The sequence below is a fragment of the Photobacterium piscicola genome, assembly GCF_046058925.1.
GTDB lineage: Bacteria > Pseudomonadota > Gammaproteobacteria > Enterobacterales > Vibrionaceae > Photobacterium > Photobacterium piscicola.
Map to the genome: position 1 here is coordinate 2,666,790 of NZ_CP175534.1, position 25,833 is coordinate 2,692,622.

Here is a 25,833-nt window from a genome sequence, read left to right on the forward strand (position 1 = left end):
GACTATTCCTTCCTTATCCTGATTACAGCTGTACGCCAGAGAAAGACATAAAGCCTAACGCCATAAGACCAACAGTGATAAAGGTAATACCTAAACCACGAAGACCCGCAGGTACATCTGAGTATTTCATCTTCTCACGGATACCCGCAAGCGCAACAATTGCCAACATCCAACCAACACCAGAGCCGAAGCCGTAGACGATTGATTCTGTGAAGTTGTAATCACGTTGCACCATGAAAGATACACCACCGAAGATTGCACAGTTAACTGTGATCAACGGTAAGAAAATACCTAGCGCGTTGTATAGTGGCGGGAAGAAGCGATCAAGAACCATTTCAAGGATCTGAACCAATGCTGCGATCACACCAATGAACGTAATAAAGTTCAAGAAGCTAAGGTCAACACCTGGGAAAATTGCACCATCTTTAAGTACATAGTTGTACACAAGATTGTTTAACGGTACAGATAGTGTCAGTACTACGATTACCGCAACACCTAGACCAAAAGAGGTCTTAACTTTCTTAGACACAGCTAGGAAAGTACACATACCCAAGAAGAAAGATAATGCCATGTTCTCGATAAAGATCGAGCGAATCAATAGGCTAATATAATGTTCCATATTCCTCTTACTCCTTCGCTTCTACTTGTTCTGGACGGAAAGTACGAATAATCCAGATCATGAAACCAATTAGGAAGAACGCAGAAGGAGCCAACAGCATTAGGCCGTTCGGGTGATACCAACCGCCATCAGAAGCTAGAGGCAATACCTGCATACCAAATAACTTACCTGAGCCTAAAAGCTCACGGAAGAAAGCCACAGTAATAAGTACAAAACCGTAACCTAAACCGTTACCGATACCATCAATAAATGCAGGTACTGGTGCAGATTTCATTGCGTATGCTTCCGCACGGCCCATTACGATACAGTTAGTAATGATCAAACCAACGAATACAGATAGCTGCTTTGATACATCGTAAAGGTATGCACGTAATACTTCGTCAACCACGATTACCAATGATGCGATAATCGCCATTTGCGCAATAATACGCACGCTGTTTGGAATTTGATTACGAACTAATGATACGAAGAAGTTCGAAAATGCAGTTACCAATGTCACTGCAATTGTCATTACAAACGCAGTTTCTAACTTAGTAGTTACCGCTAACGCTGAACAAACACCAAGAATTTGTAATGCAATTGGGTTATTGCTGATAAAAGGTCCAAATAGGATCTTTTTCATTTCTTTAGTATCAGCCATTATTCAGATCTCCTGCACGTAACTTAGCAAGGTAAGGACCAAAGCCCTGTGCACCGAACCAGAAATCGAAGGTATGCTGTACGCCGTTACTTGTTAGCGTTGCACCAGAAAGACCATCAACTTGGTGATCAGTACCTACAGGTGCACCACCCTTAAGGATTTTAATTGCAGGTTTGAAGTTCATATCATACAACTTCTTACCAACAAACTGCTCACGCCATGTTGGGTTTTCAACTTCACCACCAAGTCCAGGAGTTTCCGCCTGATCGTAGTAAGTGATGCCGTCAATAGTATTACCATCGGTTGCAACCGCAACGAATGCATACATCATTGACCATAAACCGTTACCGTGAATAGGTAGGATCACTTTAGTTAACGTACCAGCTGCATCTTTAACAAGATAAACAGTCGCCACATTTGCACGACGAATGATCTTTGCTAAATCTTCGTTAGCTGGAAGTTTGATAGATTCTTTATCATTCTTCGCAGCGTCACGTTGATTATATTTAGCTGCATTTTCGCCAGCAACTTCCGCAACATAATTACCCGTATTAATGTTTACAAGCTTAGGCTCGATAAACTGGTTATATGTTTGCTTAATGTTAGTGTCTTTATTTAGCAGACCAGCAACAGCAAGAATGTTGCGTTGTACGTCAAGTACTGCATTTTCTTGCTGTTTTGGACGCAGAACAACTGCTGCTGTAGATACGATGATTGAACACACAAGGCTCAATACAACTACAAAAATCAGCGTTCTTGAGAAGCTATCCTTATTACTTGCCATGACGAGCCAGTCTCCGTTTGATGTTGCCTTGAACAACTAGGTTGTCAAATAGAGGTGCAAATAGGTTAGCAAATAGAATCGCTAGCATCATACCTTCTGGATATGCAGGGTTAACTACACGTACCATTACAGCCATTGCACCAATCAGTGCGCCATACCACCATTTTGCTTTATTGGTGAACGCAGCCGACACTGGGTCTGTCGCCATAAACATCATACCAAACGCAAAACCACCTAACACTAGGTGCCACTGCCAAGGCATGTTGAACATTGGGTTAGTATCAGAACCAATGATGTTAAATAGCGTTGCAGCAACGATCATACCGATCATTGTACCAGCGATAATACGCCATGAAGCAATGCCCATAACAACAATAAACAGGCCACCGATAAGGATAGCGAGTGTTGATACTTCACCAATTGAACCTGGAAGATGACCAACAAATGCGTCCATCCAAGTGATTGATTGACCAGTAATAGTGTTAACTACGTCTGCTTGACCACCTTGAGACCACTGACTTAGTGGTGTCGCGCCAGAGAAACCATCCGCCGCATTCCATACTAGGTCGCCAGAAATCTGACCTGGGTATGCGAAAAATAGGAAAGCACGACCAGCAAGTGCTGGGTTAAGGAAGTTACGACCAGTACCACCAAAAATTTCTTTTGCGACAACGACACCAAAAGTAATACCTAAAGCGGCTTGCCAAAGTGGTAGTGTTGGCGGAACGATCAATGCAAAAAGAATAGAAGTTACAAAGAAACCTTCGTTAACTTCATGCTTACGCACCATACAGAACAACACTTCCCAGAAACCACCTACCGCAAAAACAACTGCGTAGATAGGTAAGAAGTAAGTTGCACCAAGTAGCATCTTGCTACCCCAACCAGCAGTTGCTGATAGCGTGCCGCCTAACATCTGGGTAAACCAGTAATGCCAGTCAGCAGCAATGACTGCTGTTAGTTTGTCTGCTGTGTATAAGTGGTTAAGACCAGCAATAGCTTGATCACCTACGTTATACATACCCCAGAACATTGCTGGGAATACCGCAAACCATACCATGATCATGATACGTTTTAGATCGATGCTGTCGCGAACGTGCGCAGATGAACGCGTCACTTGTCCTGGCGTATACATAAGAGTGGCAAACGCTTCATATAACGCAAACCAACGCTCATGCTTACCACCTGGTTCAAAGTGGTGCTCAATACTTTCGAGGAAATTCTTGAAACCCATGAATTACCCTTCCTTCTCAATTTTGTCCAAACACTCACGCATCATTGGACCAAACTCATATTTACCAGGACACACGAACGTACATAGTGCTAGATCTTCTTCATCTAGTTCTAGGAGGCCCAATTGTTGTGCACTGTCAATATCACCTGCACAGATATCACGCAGTAATAATGTTGGTTCAATATCAAGCGGCATTACTTTTTCATAATTACCGATTGGCACCATGGCACGCTCACTACCATTTGTCGTTGTTGTCATGTTGAACAACTGACCTGGGAAGAACTGGCTCATGAAGGCACGAGTAACAGAAAACTTGTTTTTACCAGGAACAATCCAGCCTAAGAATTCTTTCTCATAGCCTTCACGTAAAGCAGAAACTTGTAAGTGGTAACGACCAAGGTATCCATGAACACCTTCAGCTTTAACACCGTTAAGTACTGAACCTGATAGCACGCGTAATTGACCTGGCATCATTTCTGAATCAGTTAAGTCAGAAATAGAAGCACCAATCTGAGTACGTACTAAACGAGGATTAGTCACTACAGGGCCAGCTAACGCAACAACACGATCAGTGAAAATTTCACCAGTCAGGAATAACTTACCAAACGCAATCACGTCTTGGTAATTGATATTCCATGCAATATTCTTCGCGTCTGCACCGAACAACATATGAATATGTGTTCCGGCTAGACCTGCTGGGTGTGGGCCGTTAAATACATGCTCTTCAACATTCGCTTCTGCTGAACGAGGTAGGCTTGCACCTGATTTACATACGTAAACTTTGCCGCTGGTTAAACGTGAAAGCACAGTTAAACCGGCAATGAACGCTTCATTTTGCTCATTGATGATAACTTCAGGGTTAGCCGCTAATGGATTGGTATCCATTGCAGTAACAAAAATCGCTTTCGACTCTGAACCAACAGCGGGTACTTTACTGAACGGGCGCGTACGAAGCGCTGTCCACATACCTGATTCAACTAATTGATCAACCACAACCGCACGACTTAACTGTGCTAATTGCGCTGCATCATATTTGTTAAATGTGATTTGCTCATCACCTTCTACACCAATAACAACTGATTGTAGAACGCGCTTAGCACCACGATTAACTTCTATTACCTTGCCGCTAGCTGGTGCAGTGAATTTAACGCCAGGGTTCTTTTTATCTTCAAAAAGAACCTGACCTTTTTTCACTACATCCCCTACGCGAGTATGCATTGTAGGACGCATACCAACATATTCTTCGCCAAGCAAGGCGACTTTAGAGATGGCATTACCATCATGTATCGCCTGGGCTGGAGTCCCTGAAATTGGGATATCCAAACCCTTTTTTATTGTAATCATACGCACTTGCACTACATTAAAGGGAAAAAAGAATTTTCATATTGCGTAATTAAGATACTACGTTCCTTGGCCTGATATCGATGAACAGGCAGTGGTAGAAACCACTGAACGACTCCGTATCGCAACATCCAGTTAACTATCGCGCCACAAACATTAATGCGCGAGTAATTTTTCAGCCCGCGATTCTACCATTAATTAACTCGTTTTTTCTATGGTAATCCACGCGATTCCGTGTGAAAACCAAGCAACAAATAAGACGCAATAGGTTTATTAACTAATAAACATGATCAACTGCACATTTACGGGAATTTTTCACATAAATATTAAATTTCAAATCCAATGATTTATTTAACATTATTGTAAAAAAACACCCCCAAAAACACATCATGTCAACATAAATACAAACTTATCAATAACCATGTGATAGTCAGTTGTATTTTAACCATAACATTAACAACTCACCAACAACACCGCTAACTAATAGCCAAAACAGTAACCACTTCAAAATGTCATAAAAAAAGCCGTTTTGTTAACGACTTTTATAATTATAGACACCCTTATCAATTATCTAATGTTGAACCACCATGACAGTGTGGTGATGCGGGTGCCTGTGATTGTTGCTGCCATTCTGATTCAGTATAAGTATGAATTGCAAGTGCATGAATATGATTTGCTAATTCATCGGCTAAACACTGATTTACCGCCCGATGACGGGAAATAAGACGTTGGCCTTCAAACTGAGCACTCACGACAACGACTTTAAAATGACTTTCAGCACCTTCCGGAACGTTGTGCATGTAACTTTCATTAATGACGTCAAGATGCACAGGCGTAAAACTGTGATTTAACTTTGCTTCGATTTGGGGTTGAATCATAATGTCCTCAACTAAAAAAGCAGCTTTTTCAACACCAATAATAACAATTCCTCATTATTATGGTGTTAACTTGCTAGATTTCCTTTCAAGCTTTTCACTGTTCTGCGAAAATACTCTACTATTTCTTCGTCAACATACTCGAAAGTTATTCTTAATGAAACCAGAGCTAACCTTGCACCAACGTACATTAACGTTAACCCGTTTCCCTGTACGCAAAAATGAAACCCTGCAAGCATGGGATGCCGCAGATGAATATTTGATCAATCATTGTCATACGATGGATATTAATCCTCAACGACCAGTATTGATCCTCAATGATAATTTTGGTGCATTGAGTTGTTGGTTTGCAGATCAAGCACCAGTAACAACGGTGACAGATTCCTTTATTACTCAGCAAGCCATTACTAATAACCTAAGTGTTAATAATTTACCGGCAGTCACTATTATTGATTGTCTGGCAGAATTACCAGCAGAGCCACAGCTAGTTATTATTAAGCAACCGAAAAATAACCGCCTATTAAGCTGGCAGCTACAACAACTTTGCCATCTATTGCCACAAGATTGTATGGTTATTACCGCGGGTAAAGTAAAAGAAATTCACTCTTCAACGTTAAAGTTGTTTGAAAAATATTTAGGTGAAACAAAGACATCATTAGCCGTTAAAAAAGCACGGTTAATTTTTACTTCCGTCAATAAATCATTAACAGCCCCAATGCCACAGCCAACAAGCTGGACAGTACCTGATCATAATTTAACGATGACTAATTATGCTAATGTCTTCTCAAGTGATAGCTTAGATATCGGTGGCCGATTCTTATTAGATTTCATTCCATCAAAGTCACAATATAACGATATTATTGACCTTGGATGCGGTAATGGTGTGATTGGTATTAAAGCGGCTCGATTAAACCCACATGCTAACATTACCTGTGTTGATGAAAGCTTTATGGCAGTAGCCTCCTGTCGTGATAATGCGCAATTAAACCTGCCAACAACAGAAAAATTTAACGTAATGGCATCAAACTGCCTCGATAATTTTGACAATCAAAGTGCAGATCTGGTGTTATGTAATCCACCATTCCATCAGAATAATACCATTACAGATCATATTGCTTGGCAAATGTTTTGTGATGCTCAGCGAATATTACGTCAACATGGAGAGTTAATAATCATTGGTAATCGCCAACTTAAATACCATGAGAAATTAAGCCGTATTTTCGCGAAAGTCGACACCATTGGCAGTAATGATAAATTTGTCGTATTACGTGCAATAAAATAAACCTCATGTATTGTCGTCTAAATCAAGATTTAAACGACAGTAACAACTTTTATTAACAAAATAAGCAAAGGGAATGCTTTATGATCAAAAAATACGTTGTTCTAGTATCAACATTGGTATTAAGTGCATGTGCTACGACACCACCAGCGCCCGTTGCATTAATGCCCACAGCCGTCTTCACATCACAGCCATGGGCCAATAACAAAGCACTTAACCTAACTTGTGTTGATCAAGCGCCAAATAGTTATATCGCCGTTATTGATAATGGCAGCACTGAAAATGTGCAGGTCATTCAACCTCAACAGCCAATAGCATTAACATTACGTCAAGCATTAGCACAACAGCTAACAGGTCAAGGATTTAGCATCACTAATAATGCAACGTCCACCATGGCAATTAGCGTTGAAAAAGCATTAATTACTGTTGAACAAGGACTGGTGAAATATGACATGCGCAGTGAACTGCAATTACAGTTGGTGGTAAATACCCCTAGTGGTCAATTTACTAAACGTTATTCAGGTCGCTCAAGTCGTGAAGATGCACTAACCGCATCAAATAAAGAAATTGCAACAAGCATGAATAAACTCATGAATTCTGTACTTCATGAAATCGCTAATGATAGTGAATTAAATAAATACCTTAAGGAGAATGTATAATGTCGCGTTTTTTATTAGCTTTATGCTTATTGGTTGCACTACCCGTTAGTGCCGCAACTAAAGTATTGGTTACCACTAATATCGGTAGCTTTACCGTTGAATTAAATGAAGCAAAAGCACCAATCACAACTAAAAACTTCTTACGTTACGTCGATGATGGCAGTTACGTGGGCACTATTTTTCATCGTGTCATTCCTGGTTTTATGGCGCAAGGTGGTGGTTTTGATAAAGCATTAAAACAACGTCCAAGTTACCCGCCAATCAAAAATGAAGCGGATAACGGCTTACCTAATGATATTGCGACCATCGCCATGGCACGTACTCAAAATCCAAACTCAGCTACGCGCCAATTTTATATCAACCTCGCAAATAATGCGTTCTTAAATACTCAAGGCAACCGAACAGGCTATGCTGTATTTGGTAAGGTAATAAAAGGCTTCCCTGTTGTTGAAAAAATGGCAACGATACCGACAACCTCAAACCCACAAACGGGCATGAGTGATATTCCACAACAACCGATTATTATTGAAGCCATGAAAGTCATTAAATAATGTGATCACGTCACCTGTGCGTGATCACTCACGTAACAGGTGACATCTATGTTAACACTTGCTTATAATCGCACAGCTATTCCAACTCAAGAACGGTATTTACAACAATTTGTTGTTGATAATGCCCCCATCCTTGCGCTAAATGCCATTGCCGCTAGCCACGGACAAATTACTTATATCCAACTGCAAAATTTATTTAACCACCAATTAGCTCAATGGTGGACACTTCCTTATGATAACCCACAACCAGCTAATCAATATGAAGCCAGTTATTGGTCGTTAATTCAAACATTGAGCGGTATTAGTGATTATCAATTAATGGGGGATCGTTTTATCCAACATAAGGTTGCTACCCTCAGCTGTTACTTACTCAATATTGGTCCTTGCCCTAAAATCACGCTGATAAATCGTCCCTAATGGTGTTAATTTGCGTAAATAACACTAAAAATAGAATTAAATTGTAAAATGTTTGTCTGAGAATCATCAAGTCAATGCGTAAAAATTTGAGAGCTGCTAAGCTTTCGTTTTACAATAAAATTTTAAATCTTCAGTACGCTAGCAACAAGTATTGTGACCTTGATTTTCAGAGGAATATATGGATAAAGCGACACCTCAAGCAGACACCCAAGGTTGGCGAGTTTACGCCAACCCTAAAGCCTTGATCATGTTAGCACTTGGATTTTCATCAGGATTACCAATCTTATTAGTGTTTGGTACTCTGTCTTTTTGGCTACGTGAAGCCGACGTGAGTAAAACAAGCATTGGATTTTTCAGCTGGGTTGCCTTAGCTTATGGCTTTAAATGGGCATGGTCTCCCCTAGTCGATCGTTTCCCATTACCCATTTTTTCATCTTTATTTGGTCGCCGTCGCGGCTGGATGCTATTTTCACAAATTGTAATTATTTTATCCTTATGCGGCATGGCATTAAGTAATCCACAAACAGACCTGTTTCAATTCGCCCTTTTTGCCATTCTGGTTGCATTTGCTTCTGCAACCCAAGATATTGTTATCGATGCCTTTCGTATTGAACTTGCAACAGAGCGTATGCAAGCCGCATTGTCAGCAACCTATTTAGCCGGTTACCGTTTAGCGATGATCATGGCAGGTGCCGGTGCTCTTGCTTTTGCCGCCTGGTTTGGATCTGATTCCGGTTACGATCCTAGTGGTTGGAAAAGTGCCTATTTCATTATGGCAGCTATGATGCTTATCGGGGTGATCACCACCCTTATTGTCAAAGAGCCAACTATAGATAACAGCGCTATCAACACCATTGAAGCCAATTACAAACAAGAACTTATTAATAACGGTTACAATAAGCATCACGCAAATTTAAGTGCTTGGTTCTACACTGCGGTGATCATGCCATTTCGAGATTTCTTTCAACGCTACGGTAAAAATGCACTACTCATACTGTTATTAATCAGTTGTTACCGTATTTCAGATATTGTGATGGGCGTAATGGCGAATGTGTTCTATGTCGATATGGGCTTTACTAAAAATGAAGTCGCTTCAATATCAAAAGTATTTGGAGTCGCAATGACCATTGCTGGCGCAGGATTAGGCGGTATTTTAGTCAGTAAGTTTGGCACCCTTAAAATACTGGCATTAGGTGCAATGTTATCGGCAATCACTAACTTATTATTTATTATGTTTAGCTATGTCGGTAATAACCTTGAAATGCTGACATTGGTTATTTCCGCCGATAATCTTGGTGCAGGTATTGCTACAGCTGCATTTATCACATTTATGTCAAGTCTAACCAATGTGGCATTCTCAGCAACTCAATATGCTTTATTCAGTTCGATAATGGTATTATTCCCTAAATTCCTTGCGGGGTTTTCGGGCGTCTATATCGATCACTTTGGTTATAACGTATTTTTCTTAACCACGGCCTTAATGGGAGTGCCCGTATTAATACTGATCCGCATGTTAGCCAATAATTCAGCACTTAATATTATCGCTGAGCCTACCCGCCCATCTTGATAAAAACATCAATTTAATTTATCCGATCTCGAAAGCTAGATCGATACAGCTAGCTTTCGATACTCTCCGCTAAAACTAACAATTTTTATTGCGTTGCCGTTAGTCTATCAAGACAGATTAAAGTTCATTCTTATTGATATTCAATGGATCAAGATCACACTTTTAGTTAATGTAATCGATTACACTAGATCGCGATCACAAATGGTAAAGGATTGCGCAAACGTTTCATTCCCAAACGTGTAATAAAGCACTAGAATCAGCGCCAACAAACGGGGCGGCCAAATCCCACCATCTATCTAGATCAACATGAGCGAGATAAAAAGATGCGCAAATCACTAGTAGCATTCAGCGTTTTAGCAGCAACAGCACTTCCTTCGTTAGCTAATGCAGCAGATTACTCTGACAACATCCACAAAAATGATTATAAGTGGATGCAGTTCAACCTAATGTACGCGTTAAAAGAATTACCTCGCCCTGCAGATGCACATACAGGTCACGATTACTTAGAGATGGAGTTTGGTGGTCGTTCAGGAATCTTTGACCTTTATGGTTATGTTGATGTATTTAACCTAACAAACTCTGATAGTAGCGATAAATATAAAAAAGAAAAAATGTTCATGAAATTTGCACCACGCATCTCTCTTGACGCATTAACAGGTAAAGATCTATCTTTCGGTCCAGTAAAAGAACTTTATGTAGCAACACTATTTAACTGGGGCGGCGGCTACACATCTCAAGGCTTAGATCCAACAAATGGTGCTTTTGATCCAGTTAACAACTATTTTGTTGGTCTAGGTTCTGATATTGAAGTGCCATGGTTAGGCAAAATGGGCTTTAACGTTTATTCTCTATATGACATGAACGCTAAAGACTGGAACGGTTACCAAGTATCAACTAACTGGTTCAAGCCAGTTTACACCTTTGAAAATGGTACTTTCATTTCTTACCAAGGTTACATTGATTACCAATTTGGTATGAAAGAGAAATACTCACAAGTTAGTAATGGCGGGGCAATGTACAATGGTATCGTATGGCACTCAGATCGCTACGCAGTCGGTTACGGTCTAAAAGCTTACCATAATGTATATGGTCTAAAAGATTCAGCGACCCTAAAAACTTCAGGTGTTTCACAATACTTTAGCCTATCTTACAAGTTCTAAGCTGACGGTATAACACCACAAAAAAGGCGCTAATAGCGCCTTTTTTTGATCGCTGTAATTAGCCACGATGTTATGATGCGACAAATTAGGCTAATAACGGATTAAACTGTGAACATAACTCTGCTAGGTGCTGGTGCTATTGGTGCATTATGGGCCATAAAATTAACCCAACAACGACACAATGTGCAGTTATGGACCAGAAACGCTGAAACCAAAGCAACGCTGCACTTTAATGAATTAACAACGCCAACAACAACAAATGACTATTCTTTTAGCTGTAATAGCCCAGATGATCTCGCCGCTTGTGAATTGTTAATTGTTACGGTCAAAGCCTTTCAAGTCACAACAGCACTTACACCATTATTGCCTTATTTAAACACCGATTGCGTAGTGGTTATTATGCATAATGGCATCGGTACTCAGTTGCAGATTCAGCAATTATTGCCCCATAACCCGATTATCTATGCCACGACCTCTCAAGCTGCCTTTAAACCCACCCCAACAACCATTCAGCATACTGGTTTAGGGCAAACATCACTGGGCGCTATCAATGATTATGCGCAATCTCTGTCCCATATTGCGGCACTATTTGGTGCCGCTTTAGCGCCAACCCAATGGCAAGCTAATATCTATCAGCCGCTATGGCAAAAACTGGCCATCAATTGTGCCATCAATCCACTGACAGCTATCCATCAATGCTGTAATGGCGATTTAGCCCGTCCTTGCTACCAGTCACAACTCGATGGTATTTGTTTAGAAGTGGCACAAGTTATGACAGCGGAAGGCTTTACAACTACTCAACAACAGCTACGCCACCAAGTTGATAATGTTATTAAAGCAACAGCCAGTAACTATTCATCCATGAATCGTGACATTTTTCATCATCGACTCACTGAAATCGATTATATTAATGGATATTTAGTTCAACAAGCCCAACGCCATAACATTGATACTCCAATTAATTATCAATTATGGCAGGCTATTAAACACATGGAGTCACTAGACCATGCCTGAGTTATGTCCTCGCGTCGTTGTTTGTATTGCCCCTGGCAGTGAAGAAATGGAAGCAATTAATACCATTTCTATTTTAAAACGGGCTCAATTTGAGGTTATTGTTGCCAGTGCAGCAGAAGATGGCGCATTAATTGTTGAGGGTTCACGCGGCATTAAACTGGTTGCGGATACCGCACTAATTACAATAGCCGATGAACAATTTGATGCCGTGGTATTACCCGGAGGCGTTGCAGGAGCAGAGCATTTTCGTGATAGCCCGTTAGTGGTCGAATTTGTAAAACAACACCACTATGATGGTAAATTGATTGCCGCAATTTGTGCCACGCCAGCTATCATGTTTGCCGCCAATGACATGTTTCCTAAAGCACTAATGACTTGTCACCCTGCTTTTCATGATCAAATTCCAGCACCTCAATTACGCCCTAAACGTGTTGTGTATGATAAACATGCTCACTTATTAACCAGTCAAGGCCCCGGTACAGCACAAGAATTTGCACTTGATCTTGTTACTCAGTTAACCAATAAAGCCACAACTGCCGCTATCGCCGAATCAATGGTTGTGTGGCCAAATATGCATTACGATGTTATGCCTGAACGTTAACGGCACCACCAGCATAAAAAAGCCCTCAATGATCAGATCATTGAGGGCTTTTTTGATGTCATAAGCACGGCATAAGATCCGCGCACATGGCATTAATTATAATGGGCGATATACTTTTACGTTCTCAAAGCCATTCTCTTTCAAGTACAGCGCTTGTAAACGACTCATCACACCATGAGCACAGTAAAGTAAGTAAGTCTTCTCTTTTGGTAAATCACCAAATTGAGTCGCTAACTTGTAGAATGGAATATGTTTAACTTCCACACCATCAAGTTCTAGCGGGCTTTCGTCTTCTTCATCTGGGCTACGAATATCAAGTACAACAGCATCAGCTGAGATATGCTCAACTAATTCAATTTCAGGGGCTTGTTCTTGGCTCTGTTTTTCGATTTCACGAATATCCATCACTCGTGCCTCATCTATAACGCGATCAAGAATAGTAAAATCAAATTTCGCTTCTTCAATCTCAAGCTTTGATTTTACCGCTTTGACTGTTGGGCTCTTTGAAATCACACCACAGAATTCAGGCATGGTTGCAGCAAAGTCTTCGGTACCAATCTGACGAGAGACATCGATAATATCTTCTTTGTCCCAGTTGATCAGCGGACGCAGAATCAAAGTATCAGTCACATTATCAATATGACGTAAATTCGTTAGCGTTTGGCTAGATACTTGGCCTAATGCTTCACCCGTCACTAATGCTTGAATACCAAACTTCTCAGCAACACGACCCGCAGCACGCATAAACATACGCTTAAGGATCACGCCCATTTGACCATCATCGACTTTTTCTAAGATCTCACCAACAACAGGATCAAAATCAACAGCGATAAATTTAACTTTGGCAGATGAACCGTATTTTTTCCATAAGAAGTGTGCAACTTGCTTAACACCAATCTCATGGACAGGACCACCAAGATTAAAGAAGCAGTAATGGACTTTACTGCCACGTTTAATATGAAGGTAACTTGAAACACCGGAGTCAAAACCACCAGAAATAAGACTTAATACGTCTTCTTGCGTACCTAGAGGGAAGCCACCTAGACCTTTATGACGGAATAATACTTGGTTAAGTAAGTTATTCTCAATTTCAATGTTAACAGTAACATCAGGTTTTTTCAGTCTAACTTTTGCAGATTCAATCGCTTGGTTAAGACCACCACCAACATAACGTTCAGCTTCAATCGAGGTAAAATCATGTTTACCTACACGTTTTGCGCGAACACAGAATGTTTTACCGTCAAGACTGTCACCAACAAGTTGTAGTGTTTGCTCAAAGATATTATGAAGATCAGTAAATTCCGTCTGTTGAACTTCAAGTGAATGGTGAATACCAGGTGTTTGCGTTAGAGCGGCAAGCACCATCTCACGTTTAGTTTCATCAGGTTCGTTCACTTCTAATGAAAAGCGACGATTATAAACACTAACAGACTCAGACTGACGCTTTAAAATAATGCGCAGGTTAGACTCAAGAATTTTGATAAAACGCTTACGTACTGAGTCACTTTTAACAAAAATCTCTGGATGTGGTTTAACTATAAATTTCATAACACACTTCGCTTTACTGGGTCTAAAGTACCAAACAGAATAAAGTACCAAACGGAATTAAAGGCGCGAATTATACAGCAAGGTGTCTGCCACTGGAACAAGGATATACGAACAGCACAACTTATCTTACTCAGTCACGCACTTATTATTGGTGTTTATGCTGTTTTTACCTTAGTCACAATCACACCAACCAGCAAATACCATCACGAAAAAAGACCACTCACTTATTTTACTTCAGCGCTCACTTCTTTAGAATAATGAGGCCGTCCTTGTACAATTGAAATTTCAACCCGTCGATTACGACTTCGCCCTTGAGCAGTTTTATTATTCGCAATGGGCGAGGTATCGGCCATACCCACAACGCGCATTCGCTTACGATCAAAACCTGTTACTTGTTCCATAATCTGAGCGACGGATACTGCTCGTTGTGATGAAATATCCCAATTGGAACGATACAATTCAGAATCTAGCGGCAAATTATCAGTATGACCACTAATTCGAATAATACCTGGAACATCTTTTACCAACTCAGTAACCTGCTGAATAAGAGGAATAAATTTAGGCTGTAAAAAGGCAGAGCCTTCAGGAAATGCGCCTTTTTCTTTAATACGAATCACTAACTGCTGCCCAAACGATTCAATCTCCACCGTATTATCAGTGATCTCTCGCGCTAAGGCTTGGGTTAAGACTTGAGCCATTTGCGACTGCATTTGTGCTTGTTGTTTAGAATGGTCACTGGGGCCATTATTTGACGTTGTATCTTCTTTACGCCTTCCGCCATCACGTTCATTGACGCCATCATGAAAATCTAATGAACGCTTAGTAATATCAATGGTCTGCTGCATAATCACTTCAATCGGCGTTGGCTCTGGCCGTCCTGGACGAAACTCTTGCGCAATAACACTGGTACCTTTGGGAATATCATTCACGTTTAATACATTTTGAACCCCAAAAGCATTTTTCATCGAGCCAGCAATTTGCTGAAATTTAAGTACATCCATTTCAGAAAACGATAACAATAATACGAAAAAGCACATCAACAAGGTCGCAAGATCAGCAAAAGTAGCCATCCATGCTGGTGCACCTTTTTTCTGTTGTGGTGGTAAAGAATCCATCATCCACCCTTACTCATCAAAATTGATCCGACGTTTTTTCTCATGCAGATAATTTTTCAAATAACTATCAATCACACGTGGATTTTGACCTTCTTGAATCGCTAACACACCATCAAGAATCAACAACCGATTCAAGCGCTCTTCATTTTTACGCAGCATTAATTTATCCGCGATGGGTAATGCCACCATATTAGCCAAAATAGAACCGTATAATGTGGTTAACAATGCTACTGCCATTGCTGGCCCAATTGACTTAGGATCATCCATATTCGATAGCATCGCCACCAAACCTATGAGTGTTCCTATCATTCCCATTGCAGGTGCAACATCCCCTAACGCAGAAAAAATACTTGCCCCTTGTTCATGGCGCTCATTGGTCAATGCAATGTCTTTTCTTAATATCATCCTTACTGTGTCAGCATCATGGCCATCAACCAGCAAATCAATACCTTTACGCAAAAACGGGTTTTCTACTTCCATCTCTTCCAATGCAAGAAAACCGCCTTTACGAGCAGAATCGGCCATAGTGACAATTTGCGCAATAAGGTCATCCGGTTTATCGGTTTTAAATATAAACGCTTTAGCCGCAATTTTAGCAGCGCCAAAAAACTGACTGATATTGTATTTCATCAGCACGATAAACAAACTGCCGCCAAAAACGATCAATACCGAGGAGGTATCGGCAAACATCACCAAATCGCCCCCCACCAACATTGCCATTAAAATAAAAGCGAATGACCCAACCAATCCGATAAGTGTTGCCAAATCCACGCAAGAACTCCTTCGCTGTCGTTTTTAATTTTTAATTTAACGATCTGACAGCCAATTAACATAGGACAAGAATTTATAAGGATAATGTTCAGCGTTCATTAAACCGCAGCACCATATCGCTCCATAAAATAAAACATTGCGATCATAGAATAAAACGTCAACAGTACTATCTATCGCAAGCTAACTCTTTATCGACCATAATGACGTTTCATTTAGGGTTTTATTTCCATCATTGAGTGATATTTATTGCTCCCAACGATGAAAATTACTGTCTGTGGCACAGATTACTGTGACATAATTTGACCTTAGATAGTCACTACGTTATTTTTCTTGCACTTAGATAAGAGTGAAAATGATATGGCAGCAAAAAAACCTGAAAATATGGCATTCGAAGCCGCACTTGATGAGCTAGATGCCATTGTCAATGAACTAGAATCGGGTGATATCCCACTGGAAGATGCGCTGAAGAAATTTGAGCGTGGTATTTCATTGGCTCGCAACAGTCAGCTAAAGTTAACTCAAGCAGAACAGCGCGTAGAAATTTTATTACATGCTGATGATAATGCACCATTAACCGACTTTGAGCCAAGCCATGACGAATAGTGTACCGCTATCGCAGACGCTTAAAACGCTGCAACAACGTAACAACCAATGCCTAATCGATTGGTTAAATAAACAACCTTTTTCAGACCAAACCCTGCTAAAGGCCATGAAGCATGGTACCCTATTGGGCGGAAAACGTGCTCGTCCTTACCTGACATACGTAACCGGTGAAATGTTGGGTGTCGATTATGATGATCTAGATACTGCCGCTGCGGCTGTTGAATGTATTCATGCATATTCGTTAATTCATGATGATTTACCCGCAATGGATAACGATGCATTGCGTCGCGGTCAACCCACTTGTCATATTGCTTTTAATGAAGCGATTGCTATTTTAGCTGGTGATGGATTACAAACGTTAGCCTTTGAAATTATTGCTCAAGGTCGTTTAAGTCCAGAAGGACATCAACAACGTATTGCCATGGTTAGCGAATTAGCGCAAGCCTCTGGCGCAGCTGGTATGTGCCAAGGACAAGCACTCGATTTAGAAGCTGAAGGCCAACACGTTGGACTAGAGCAACTAGAATTAATTCATAAACACAAAACAGGCGCCTTGATCCGTTGTGCGGTTCGCTTAGGTGCACTGGCTGCTGGTGAAAAAGGACGTGAAATTCTGCCACAGCTCGACAAATATGCCGATGCCATAGGCCTTGCATTTCAAGTTCAAGATGACATCTTAGATGTAATCAGCGACACTGAAACGCTAGGTAAGCCTCAAGGTTCAGATCTTGAGTTAGATAAAAGTACCTACCCTGCACTACTTGGGTTAGAAGGTGCGCAACAAAAAGCGCAGCAACTTTATCTAGAAGCACTACAAGCATTAGCAGCAATACCTTACAATACCTATCAATTGGAAGTTTTTGCCCGATATGTTATCGAGCGCAACAACTAAAATCAGTAAAAGCGCCGAACTGTTATGACTTTGGATATATCAAAATACCCGCATCTCGCATTAGCTAACACGCCAGATGAATTACGATTATTGCCCGCAGAAAGTCTGCCTCAAGTCTGTGATGAGTTACGTACTTATTTACTCAAGACGGTTAGCCAAACCAGCGGTCACTTTGCCTCCGGACTCGGTACAGTTGAGCTTACCGTTGCGCTTCACTATGTCTATAATACTCCGTTTGACCATGTAATCTGGGATGTTGGCCATCAGGCTTACCCGCATAAAATTTTAACGGGCCGTCGCGATCAAATGTCGACCATTCGCCAAAAAGGTGGATTACATCCTTTTCCTTGGCGTGATGAAAGTGAATACGATGTCTTATCTGTCGGCCACTCATCAACATCAATCAGTGCTGGTTTAGGCATGGCGATTGCGGCTGAGAAAGAAGGCCTTGATCGTAAAGTTGTCAGCATTATTGGTGATGGCGCGATTACGGCAGGCATGGCATTTGAAGCCATGAACCATGCCGGTGATATACATAGCGATATGTTAGTCATTCTTAATGATAATGAAATGTCGATTTCTGAAAATGTGGGTGGTTTAAGTAACCACTTAGCACATTTGTTGGCAGGTAACTTTTACGCTTCCATTCGTGAAGGCGGTAAAAAAGTACTCTCAAATGCACCACCAATTAAAGAAATCGTTAAACGTGCAGAAGAACACATTAAAGGCATGGTTGTGCCAAGCACGATGTTTGAAGAACTTGGCTTTAATTACATTGGTCCAATTGATGGCCATGATATTGATGAGTTAGTTAAAACACTCAAGAATATGCGTCATCTTAAAGGACCGCAATTTCTGCATATCATGACTAAAAAAGGCAAAGGTTATGCGCCAGCAGAAGCCGACCCAATCAATTATCATGCGGTTCCAAAATTTGATCTAAGTGAAAAACCACTGCCAAAAGCAAAAAATACCAGCCCAACTTTTTCTAAAATCTTTGGTGATTGGCTATGTGATATGGCGGCAGTTGACGACAAACTGATGGCAATTACCCCCGCCATGCGTGAAGGTTCTGGCATGGTACGCTTTTCAAAAGAATACCCAGACCAATATTTTGATGTTGCTATTGCAGAACAGCACGCAGTAACACTTGCAAGCGGTATGGCAATTGGTGGTTATCACCCTGTTGTAGCAATTTACTCTACCTTCTTGCAACGTGGCTATGATCAATTGATTCATGATGTTGCTATTATGAACTTACCTGTCATGTTTGCGATCGATCGTGCAGGTTTAGTTGGCGCTGATGGTCAAACCCATCAAGGTGCATTTGATATTAGCTTTATGCGCTGTATTCCGAACATGGTGATCATGGCGCCAAGCGATGAAAATGAATGCCGTCAAATGCTCTATACCGGCCATCAACATCAAGGTCCGAGTGCTGTACGCTATCCACGCGGTTGTGGTCTAGGCACTGAAGTTGAAACTACCATGACAGCACTGGAAATTGGTAAAGGCATTGTTCGCCGTCACGGTGAGAAAGTGGCCATTTTAAACTTTGGCGCCATGCTGGGTTATAGCTTGGATGCAGCTGAAAACTTAAATGCAACCGTTGCCGATATGCGTTTTGTGAAACCGCTTGATGAAGCATTAATTCTTGAACTAGCAGCGAATCATGATGTGCTAGTTACTGTTGAAGAAAATGTGATTGCTGGCGGTGCAGGTAGCGGTGTTATTGAGTTCTTAATGCAGCAAAAATGCATGAAACCAGTATTAAACATTGGTCTGCCCGATCGATTCATCGAACAAGGGACGCAAGCTGAATTACACCATATGTTAGAAATCGATGGTGTTGGCATTGAAAAACAAATTGTTGAATATCTTGCTAAATAAGCATTAATTTACACTTACAGCAATCAAAAAAGCCATGAAGCATACTCTTCATGGCTTTTTTATTGTTTGTTCGTTAAACTCAAACTTAGAAACCTAGCCAGTAACCAACAAACCACAACGAAATCATTGCCATAAAGCCAGCTAACACATCATCAATCATGATCCCAAAGCCACCTTCGACATGTTTATCTAACCAGCTAATCGGCCATGGCTTTAACATGTCAAAAAAGCGGAATAGAATAAAACCTGCTAATATCCACTGCCATGATACGGTTGGTGCAACAGCCATCGTGATCCAAAAACCAACGAACTCATCCCACACAATACTGCCATGATCATGCACCTTCATGTCAGTAGAGGTAATATGACAAATACGGATCCCGATCAGAGCGGCAACCAAAACCGCCACTAAATACCAACCAAAAGGCAATTGAGCAAGAACAAGGTATAACGGAATGGCGGCCAGCGTTCCCATCGTACCAGGAATATATTTTGCTAAACCACTGCCAAATCCTGTGGCTAATAAGTGCCAAGGATTATTCATTTTTAATAAATCTTTTGGATTTGTACTCACGTTAATACCCTAATTATTTGTTACACCAAAATGATCCCAACCGGATAATTTCCAACTCAATGGCTTACCTAACTGTAATAACGATAAGCCACGACCCGTAGTCACTTGACCAATACAGCTATATTTAACATTAGTATGCGCTAAAGCCATCGCTAATGCATCTCGATTAGCTTTTGAAACAGTAAAGCAAAGTTCATATTCTTCACCACTGGTTAAAGCTAACTGTTGCGCTTGTTGACGATCACCATTACAGAATGTCAGTAAATCAGCAGATACTGGTAATTTTTCGACATCAATCTCAATCGCAACTTGAGATCGGTCACCAATATGTTTTACATCCGCAATCACGCCATCAGAGATATCCAATGCCGCCGATGCAATACCACGTAAAGCCTCACCCACATTCACTCGAGGTTGTGCTTTGAAATGGCGTTCAACAAGCACTGCCGCGAGAGATGGTTCACATTGAGACTGATTTAATATCAAAGCAAGCCCTGCAGCGCTATCACCCAGGTTACCTGTTACATAAATATCATCACCCACTTGTGCGCCACCACGGGTTAATGCCTGGCCTTGGGGCACGAGACCTTGTACGGTTAAGGTAATACTTAACGGGCCTTTAGTGGTATCGCCACCAATTAATTGAATATTATATCGATTAGCAAGTTCAAAAAAACTATGGCAAAAAGGCGCTAACCACGCTTCATCAATTGTCGGTAATGTTAACGCTAAGGATACCCATGCAGGCGTGGCTCCCATTGCAGCTAAATCACTGATATTAGATGCTAATGCTTTATAAGCCACTAACGCAGGATCGGCATCAGCTAAAAAGTGTGTGCCTGCAACTAATGAATCGGTGCTTACTGCAACATGGTAATTGGCGGGAACATCCACTAGCGCACAATCATCTCCGATCGCTAACACAACATCATCACGCTGCTGTTGTTGGTGTGCGAAATACTGTTTGATGATATCAAATTCACTTTTTGCCATGATTTTCTATTCCTTTAATAAAAAAAAAGCCAGCTAATAAGCTGACTTCTTTCATCGTACTTAACGTAAAAAATTATTTATCTTTTTTACGTAAAGATGGTGCAGCTTTATCTAACACACCATTGACGAATTTGTGGCTATCTTCAGCACCGAAAAGTTTTGCTAATTCGATGGCTTCGTTGATCACAACTTTAAATGGTACGTCTTCACGCTTAACCATTTCGTACATTGCAAGACGAAGTAAAGCAAGTTCCATCTGGTCTAGATCCTGAAGTGGACGAGACAAGTATGGGCGCATTTTGCTATCAAGTTCTTGATGGCTTAATACAACACCTGCAAATAAATCACGGAAGTAGCTAACATCAGTCTCAGGCGCTTTACACACAGGCGCATCAGCTTGATGTTCTTCTTCTTCAAACTTATCGCCTGAAAGGAAATATTGCTCAATATCCGCAACATTACCTTTAGTAAGTTGCCAAGAATAAATTGCTTGTACAGCAAATTGACGTGCATTACGACGCGCGGCTGGTTTCACAGTAACCCCCATTAGGATTCGATTTGGGACAGGACATTTACCATTTCGAGCGCGCTTAGTGCAGCCTCTGCCCCTTTATTACCAGCCTTGGTACCGGCACGCTCAATGGCTTGTTCTATAGAGTCAACAGTCAACACACCAAAAGCTACTGGAGTATTATACTCTAGTGCTACTTGTGCTAGACCTTTATTACACTCACCGGCAACATAGTCAAAATGAGGTGTTCCACCACGAATAACAGAGCCTAAAGCTACGATAGCATCATAGCGATCACTCTTCGCGACTTGCTGGGCAACAAGCGGTAGTTCATAAGCACCAGGGCAACGAACAACAGTGATATTATCTTCACTAACCTGACCTTGACGTTTCAGCGCATCTAATGCACCTGAAAGTAAACTTTCGTTAATAAAGCTATTAAAGCGTGCAATTACGATAGCAATTTTTGCGTTTGGTGCCGCGATGGCGCCTTCAATTACCTTCATGGGCCTTCCTGTGACTATGTCTTTCCAGTTTGAGAAACCGCGGGAGTCTAACACACTTTACGATATGTCTGCTACGCACAACCGTCGGTTTCAGTGGATTTGTTAATATTTATTGCTTATTCGTTGTAGAACCAACCAATAAGTGTGCATTATCAATAATAATAATGCTCCGTGAATTCATCTCAGCAAATACAATACGCTATTATTCGCAAATATATTCAACCACTTCAAGGCCAAAGCCTGATAATGAATGGTAACGTTGTGTACTTGATGACAATAAGCGCATTTTACCAATACCTAAATCAGATAAAATTTGCGAACCGATACCTACTTGGCGTGAAGGATTGTATGGATTCGCCTTTACTTGTGGGCGACCTTCATTTTCAGCTGCAATATTTTTCACTTTATTGATAATACTATCGGTTGACTCTTGTTTACTCAACACGACGAGTACACCATTTTCAGCACTAATACGCTGCATTGCCGCTGGCAATGTCCACTGAGTCGCACCTGATTGAAGAATATCTTTAAAGGTATCTTGTAAATGCACACGTACTAACGTAGGTGCATTGGCTTCAACGTCGCCTTTACGCAGCGCATAATGAACTTGATCGTCGATTTTATCGCGATACGTGATCATATCAAACTCACCAAACTCGGTATTAAGCTTACACTCGCCGACACGCTCAATCGTCGTTTCATGCAAATTACGATATTCAATAAGATCAGCAATCGTGCCTAATTTTAGGCCATGTTTTTCAGCAAATACTTCTAATTGAGGACGGCGCGCCATGGTGCCGTCATCATTTAGAATTTCAACAATAACACTTGAAGGCTCAAGACCAGCAAGACGTGCAACATCACAACCTGCTTCAGTGTGTCCAGCTCGTGTAAGTACACCGCCTTCTTGCGCCATTAATGGGAAGATATGACCAGGCATAACAATATCAGCCGCGGTTGCATCAGCAGCCACAGCAGCTTGCACTGTGCGAGAACGGTCTGCCGCTGAAATACCCGTTGTAACACCCGTTGCAGCTTCAATAGAGATAGTAAAAGGCGTTCCAAATTGTTCAGTGTTATCTTGAACCATTAACGGTAAGCCTAATTTCTGACAACGGGTTTTGCTTAATGTTAAACAAATTAAGCCACGGCCATTTGTCGCCATGAAGTTAATCGCTTCAGGGGTGATATGTTGTGATGCAATAATAAGATCACCTTCATTTTCACGATCTTCATCATCCATCAGGATAACCATTTTTCCTTGGCGAATATCATCAATGATTTCTTTTGCACTACTTATCATAATACTACCCTTAATCTTATGTTGCTTTATTGAGCATAAAGCAATGCTTAACCGAGAAACCCAGTTCTCGCCAATAAATCCATTGTTACTTGAGATTGCTTTTCCGCCGCTTTATCACCGAGCATTAATCGCTCAAGGTAGCGCGCGATAACATCAACCTCAAGGTTAATTTTTCGACCAACATGGAAATCAGCCATCGTAGTTTCAGCCGCAGTATGTGGCACAATCGTTAACTTAAATTCGTCACCACGCACAGCATTAACGGTCAAGCTAATGCCATCAACAGCCACAGAGCCTTTCTCTGAAATATACTTAGCAAGTTGCGGTGGCACTTTAATCCAAAATTCAATCGCACGACCAATATGTTGACGCTCAATCACTTCAGCAACAGCATCAACGTGGCCTGAAACCATATGACCACCAAAACGCGTCGTTGCCAACATCGCTTTTTCTAAATTAACCACTTGGCCTGCTTTATAATTCACAAAAGCAGTACGGTTTAATGTTTCCAATGAAAGATCAGCAACATAACCTTTACCCGTTAATTTAACGACGGTAAGGCAAACACCGTTAGTCGCAATACTATCGCCTAATTTAACATCTGATAAATCTAGCGATCCTGAATCAACAGTAACAGAAACATCAGCACCTTTTGGTGTCATGGCTGATATTTTACCGACAGCTTCTATAATTCCAGTGAACATGATAAACCCTTAATTTCACTATTTTATTTATTATTTTGTACTGTTGCTATAATACGAATATCATCACCAACCAACCCCACATCAGTAATGGTTAACAGTGGTGTTTGTGTCATTGATGTTAATCCGGTGATATCAATCAAGCCACGGCTATCACTGCCCATTAGTTTAGGGGCTTGATATAAAATCAAACTATCAACCAATTGCTGTTGCAATAATGCTCCTGCCAAACTAGCCCCCGCTTCAACCCAAATATGATTAATGCCATAGTCGGCTAACCGCGACAATAAAGCCACCAGATCAAGTTGGTTACTGTTGGGTTGAGTTGGAATTTTCCATTGCTGCACGGAATCGGGCCACGCTTCAGTACCGAGCATAGTACGAGCAAGAATGGTTTCTCCGGGTAAATTGAAAAGTTGATATTCAGGCGTCAATCTATTCTGACTATCAATAATAACCCGCATAGGCTGGCGTAACGCTGACTGAGGGTATTGTTGCTGAACAGATGCATCAAGCTCATTCCAGCGTACATTAAGTGAAGGATCGTCAGCAATAACCGTCGCACTGGTCGACAAAATAGCCCCAGCACAGGCACGAAATTGTTGAACATCCGATCGCGCTTTAGGGCCAGTGATCCATTTACTGGCCCCATTTGCTAACGCAGTTCGCCCATCTAAACTCGCGGCAAGTTTGAGCTCAACATAGGGCATTTGATGGGTCATTTGTTTAATAAAGCCAGGATTCAATGCTTGTGCTTGCAAAGCTAAAATACCAATATCGACTTGAATACCTGCCGCTTGCAACAATGCAATACCCCGCCCAGCAACAGCAGGATTAGGATCCACCATCGCACACACAACCCGTGCCACATTGGCATTAATTAATGCTTCAGCACAGGGCGGCGTTCGACCATAATGAGAACATGGTTCTAAGGTAACATAGACGGTCGCCCCTTGAGCACGTTGTTGTGCCTGCCGTAATGCAAACACTTCAGCATGGGGTTGTCCTGCTTGATAATGATACCCTTCACCAACAATGTCGCCATTATTTACAATCACGCATCCTACCTTAGGGTTAGGTGCTGTGGTATAACGACCGCGCTGAGCCAGTACTATTGCTCGCGACATCATTTGTTGATCAGTGTGTGTCATTATTGTTGGTCTTAACGATTATTTGTTTTAACGTTCCAGCTTAGCGATTTCTTCACCAAACTCACGGATATCTTCAAAACTACGATAAACAGAAGCAAAGCGGATATAAGCGACTTTATCCAATTCTTTTAAAGCTTCCATCACTAAATTACCTATCATCTCAGATGGTACTTCACGTTCACCGGTTGCTCGAAGACAAGATTTTATACTATTTACCGCACGTTCAATGTCGTCAGTACTCACGGGACGCTTTTCTAGCGCACGTTGAATACCACCGCGTAATTTTTCTTCATTAAACGGATCACGGTTGCCATTCGTTTTTACTACGCGAGGCATCACAAGTTCTGCCGTTTCAAACGTAGTATAGCGTTCATTGCACGCTAAACATTGGCGACGTCGGCGCACTTGGTGGCCATCTGCAACCAATCGAGAATCGATTACTTTGGTGTCATTTGCACCGCAAAAAGGACAATGCATTTAGCCTCCTACATTCAATCGACTCAGTGTAACTCATTTCATCACTTTAATGAGACT

Annotated in this window: 28 protein-coding genes; 11 read left to right on the forward strand and 17 right to left on the reverse strand. The window is 41.2% G+C overall.

Going from position 1 to position 25,833, the window contains the following annotated elements:
- Positions 1-22 precede the first annotated feature (22 nt).
- The 6 genes from nqrE to bolA all read right to left on the reverse strand — a co-directional run bounded on the left by nqrE (position 23) and on the right by bolA (position 5,496).
- Positions 23-619 carry an NADH:ubiquinone reductase (Na(+)-transporting) subunit E gene (gene nqrE / locus ACJZU6_RS12650; protein WP_060999503.1) on the reverse strand — a complete coding sequence of 199 codons (597 nt, stop codon included), beginning with the start codon at positions 617-619 and terminating at the stop codon, positions 23-25.
- A gap of 7 nt (positions 620-626) precedes the next feature.
- The gene (locus tag ACJZU6_RS12655; RefSeq protein WP_065166531.1) at positions 627-1,259 is read right to left on the reverse strand and encodes an NADH:ubiquinone reductase (Na(+)-transporting) subunit D; all 633 of its coding nucleotides are present in this window, start codon (positions 1,257-1,259) and stop codon (positions 627-629) included.
- On the reverse strand, positions 1,252-2,043 hold the full coding sequence (locus ACJZU6_RS12660; RefSeq protein ID WP_080157108.1) for a Na(+)-translocating NADH-quinone reductase subunit C: 792 nt from the start codon (positions 2,041-2,043) through the stop codon (positions 1,252-1,254). Before ACJZU6_RS12660 ends, ACJZU6_RS12655 begins: the two co-directional genes overlap by 8 nt.
- Positions 2,033-3,277 (reverse strand): NADH:ubiquinone reductase (Na(+)-transporting) subunit B, encoded by a 1,245-nt coding sequence (locus ACJZU6_RS12665; RefSeq protein WP_199190769.1) that lies wholly within the window; start codon positions 3,275-3,277, stop codon positions 2,033-2,035. The genes ACJZU6_RS12660 and ACJZU6_RS12665 overlap by 11 nt, the downstream gene beginning before the upstream one ends.
- Before the next feature lie 3 nt (positions 3,278-3,280).
- A complete protein-coding gene (locus ACJZU6_RS12670; protein ID WP_199190770.1) occupies positions 3,281-4,621 on the reverse strand; it encodes a Na(+)-translocating NADH-quinone reductase subunit A in 1,341 nt (446 codons plus the stop codon).
- Positions 4,622-5,181: 560 nt separating this feature from the next.
- The gene (bolA, locus tag ACJZU6_RS12675; RefSeq protein ID WP_080157111.1) at positions 5,182-5,496 is read right to left on the reverse strand and encodes a transcriptional regulator BolA; all 315 of its coding nucleotides are present in this window, start codon (positions 5,494-5,496) and stop codon (positions 5,182-5,184) included.
- Positions 5,497-5,650: 154 nt separating this feature from the next.
- Between bolA and ACJZU6_RS12680 the strand changes: the two genes are divergently transcribed.
- From ACJZU6_RS12680 to ACJZU6_RS12715, 8 genes are all read left to right on the forward strand, one after another.
- A complete protein-coding gene (locus tag ACJZU6_RS12680; RefSeq protein ID WP_408900948.1) occupies positions 5,651-6,775 on the forward strand; it encodes a methyltransferase in 1,125 nt (374 codons plus the stop codon).
- Between the two features lie 80 nt (positions 6,776-6,855).
- Positions 6,856-7,431 carry a YajG family lipoprotein gene (locus ACJZU6_RS12685; RefSeq protein WP_080157116.1) on the forward strand — a complete coding sequence of 192 codons (576 nt, stop codon included), beginning with the start codon at positions 6,856-6,858 and terminating at the stop codon, positions 7,429-7,431.
- Positions 7,431-7,982, forward strand: coding sequence for a peptidylprolyl isomerase (locus tag ACJZU6_RS12690; RefSeq protein ID WP_080157118.1), 552 nt, complete (start codon positions 7,431-7,433; stop codon positions 7,980-7,982). Before ACJZU6_RS12685 ends, ACJZU6_RS12690 begins: the two co-directional genes overlap by 1 nt.
- A 48-nt stretch (positions 7,983-8,030) precedes the next feature.
- Complete coding sequence (locus ACJZU6_RS12695; RefSeq protein WP_408900378.1) at positions 8,031-8,399, forward strand: hypothetical protein; 369 nt, start codon at positions 8,031-8,033, stop codon at positions 8,397-8,399.
- 178 nt (positions 8,400-8,577) lie between these two features.
- On the forward strand, positions 8,578-9,966 hold the full coding sequence (locus ACJZU6_RS12700; RefSeq protein ID WP_408900379.1) for an AmpG family muropeptide MFS transporter: 1,389 nt from the start codon (positions 8,578-8,580) through the stop codon (positions 9,964-9,966).
- Between the two features lie 323 nt (positions 9,967-10,289).
- Positions 10,290-11,126, forward strand: a complete 837-nt coding sequence (locus ACJZU6_RS12705; RefSeq protein ID WP_408900380.1) for an outer membrane protein OmpK — start codon at positions 10,290-10,292, stop codon at positions 11,124-11,126.
- A 108-nt stretch (positions 11,127-11,234) separates the two neighbouring features.
- Positions 11,235-12,140 carry a 2-dehydropantoate 2-reductase gene (panE, locus tag ACJZU6_RS12710; RefSeq protein ID WP_408900381.1) on the forward strand — a complete coding sequence of 302 codons (906 nt, stop codon included), beginning with the start codon at positions 11,235-11,237 and terminating at the stop codon, positions 12,138-12,140.
- Positions 12,133-12,741 (forward strand): DJ-1 family glyoxalase III, encoded by a 609-nt coding sequence (locus ACJZU6_RS12715; protein WP_080157129.1) that lies wholly within the window; start codon positions 12,133-12,135, stop codon positions 12,739-12,741. The genes panE and ACJZU6_RS12715 overlap by 8 nt, the downstream gene beginning before the upstream one ends.
- A 96-nt stretch (positions 12,742-12,837) precedes the next feature.
- Here ACJZU6_RS12715 and thiI read toward each other — a convergent pair whose 3' ends face one another.
- From thiI to pomA, 3 genes are all read right to left on the reverse strand, one after another.
- Positions 12,838-14,289 carry a tRNA uracil 4-sulfurtransferase ThiI gene (thiI, locus tag ACJZU6_RS12720; protein ID WP_080157132.1) on the reverse strand — a complete coding sequence of 484 codons (1,452 nt, stop codon included), beginning with the start codon at positions 14,287-14,289 and terminating at the stop codon, positions 12,838-12,840.
- Positions 14,290-14,513: 224 nt separating this feature from the next.
- Entirely contained in the window at positions 14,514-15,404 is an 891-nt protein-coding gene (locus ACJZU6_RS12725) for a flagellar motor protein MotB (protein WP_408900949.1), read from the reverse strand.
- A gap of 9 nt (positions 15,405-15,413) precedes the next feature.
- Positions 15,414-16,175: a flagellar motor protein PomA gene (pomA, locus tag ACJZU6_RS12730; RefSeq protein WP_080157137.1), complete on the reverse strand. Its 762-nt coding sequence runs from the start codon at positions 16,173-16,175 to the stop codon at positions 15,414-15,416.
- Positions 16,176-16,532: 357 nt separating this feature from the next.
- On the opposite strand from pomA, the gene xseB reads away from it, so the two are divergent.
- The 3 genes from xseB to dxs are packed head-to-tail and all read left to right on the forward strand — an operon-like array spanning position 16,533 to position 19,560.
- Positions 16,533-16,778, forward strand: coding sequence for an exodeoxyribonuclease VII small subunit (gene xseB / locus ACJZU6_RS12735; protein WP_045037567.1), 246 nt, complete (start codon positions 16,533-16,535; stop codon positions 16,776-16,778).
- Entirely contained in the window at positions 16,768-17,670 is a 903-nt protein-coding gene (ispA, locus tag ACJZU6_RS12740) for a (2E,6E)-farnesyl diphosphate synthase (protein WP_107276208.1), read from the forward strand. The genes xseB and ispA overlap by 11 nt, the downstream gene beginning before the upstream one ends.
- Before the next feature lie 24 nt (positions 17,671-17,694).
- A complete protein-coding gene (dxs, locus tag ACJZU6_RS12745) occupies positions 17,695-19,560 on the forward strand; it encodes a 1-deoxy-D-xylulose-5-phosphate synthase (RefSeq protein ID WP_107276209.1) in 1,866 nt (621 codons plus the stop codon).
- Between the two features lie 85 nt (positions 19,561-19,645).
- Here dxs and pgpA read toward each other — a convergent pair whose 3' ends face one another.
- The 8 genes from pgpA to nrdR form a co-directional block, all read right to left on the reverse strand.
- Positions 19,646-20,134 (reverse strand): phosphatidylglycerophosphatase A, encoded by a 489-nt coding sequence (pgpA, locus tag ACJZU6_RS12750; RefSeq protein WP_080157145.1) that lies wholly within the window; start codon positions 20,132-20,134, stop codon positions 19,646-19,648.
- Between the two features lie 9 nt (positions 20,135-20,143).
- Entirely contained in the window at positions 20,144-21,127 is a 984-nt protein-coding gene (thiL, locus tag ACJZU6_RS12755; RefSeq protein ID WP_408900382.1) for a thiamine-phosphate kinase, read from the reverse strand.
- Between the two features lie 73 nt (positions 21,128-21,200).
- The gene (gene nusB / locus ACJZU6_RS12760) at positions 21,201-21,674 is read right to left on the reverse strand and encodes a transcription antitermination factor NusB (RefSeq protein WP_080157149.1); all 474 of its coding nucleotides are present in this window, start codon (positions 21,672-21,674) and stop codon (positions 21,201-21,203) included.
- Positions 21,674-22,144: a 6,7-dimethyl-8-ribityllumazine synthase gene (gene ribE, locus ACJZU6_RS12765; RefSeq protein ID WP_036795804.1), complete on the reverse strand. Its 471-nt coding sequence runs from the start codon at positions 22,142-22,144 to the stop codon at positions 21,674-21,676. Before ribE ends, nusB begins: the two co-directional genes overlap by 1 nt.
- A gap of 202 nt (positions 22,145-22,346) precedes the next feature.
- A complete protein-coding gene (ribBA, locus tag ACJZU6_RS12770) occupies positions 22,347-23,447 on the reverse strand; it encodes a bifunctional 3,4-dihydroxy-2-butanone-4-phosphate synthase/GTP cyclohydrolase II (protein WP_369925330.1) in 1,101 nt (366 codons plus the stop codon).
- Positions 23,448-23,494: 47 nt separating this feature from the next.
- Complete coding sequence (locus ACJZU6_RS12775) at positions 23,495-24,151, reverse strand: riboflavin synthase (protein ID WP_107276210.1); 657 nt, start codon at positions 24,149-24,151, stop codon at positions 23,495-23,497.
- A 23-nt stretch (positions 24,152-24,174) separates the two neighbouring features.
- On the reverse strand, positions 24,175-25,302 hold the full coding sequence (gene ribD, locus ACJZU6_RS12780) for a bifunctional diaminohydroxyphosphoribosylaminopyrimidine deaminase/5-amino-6-(5-phosphoribosylamino)uracil reductase RibD (protein WP_210434277.1): 1,128 nt from the start codon (positions 25,300-25,302) through the stop codon (positions 24,175-24,177).
- Positions 25,303-25,326: 24 nt separating this feature from the next.
- Positions 25,327-25,776: a transcriptional regulator NrdR gene (nrdR, locus tag ACJZU6_RS12785; RefSeq protein WP_045037560.1), complete on the reverse strand. Its 450-nt coding sequence runs from the start codon at positions 25,774-25,776 to the stop codon at positions 25,327-25,329.
- Positions 25,777-25,833 lie beyond the last annotated feature (57 nt).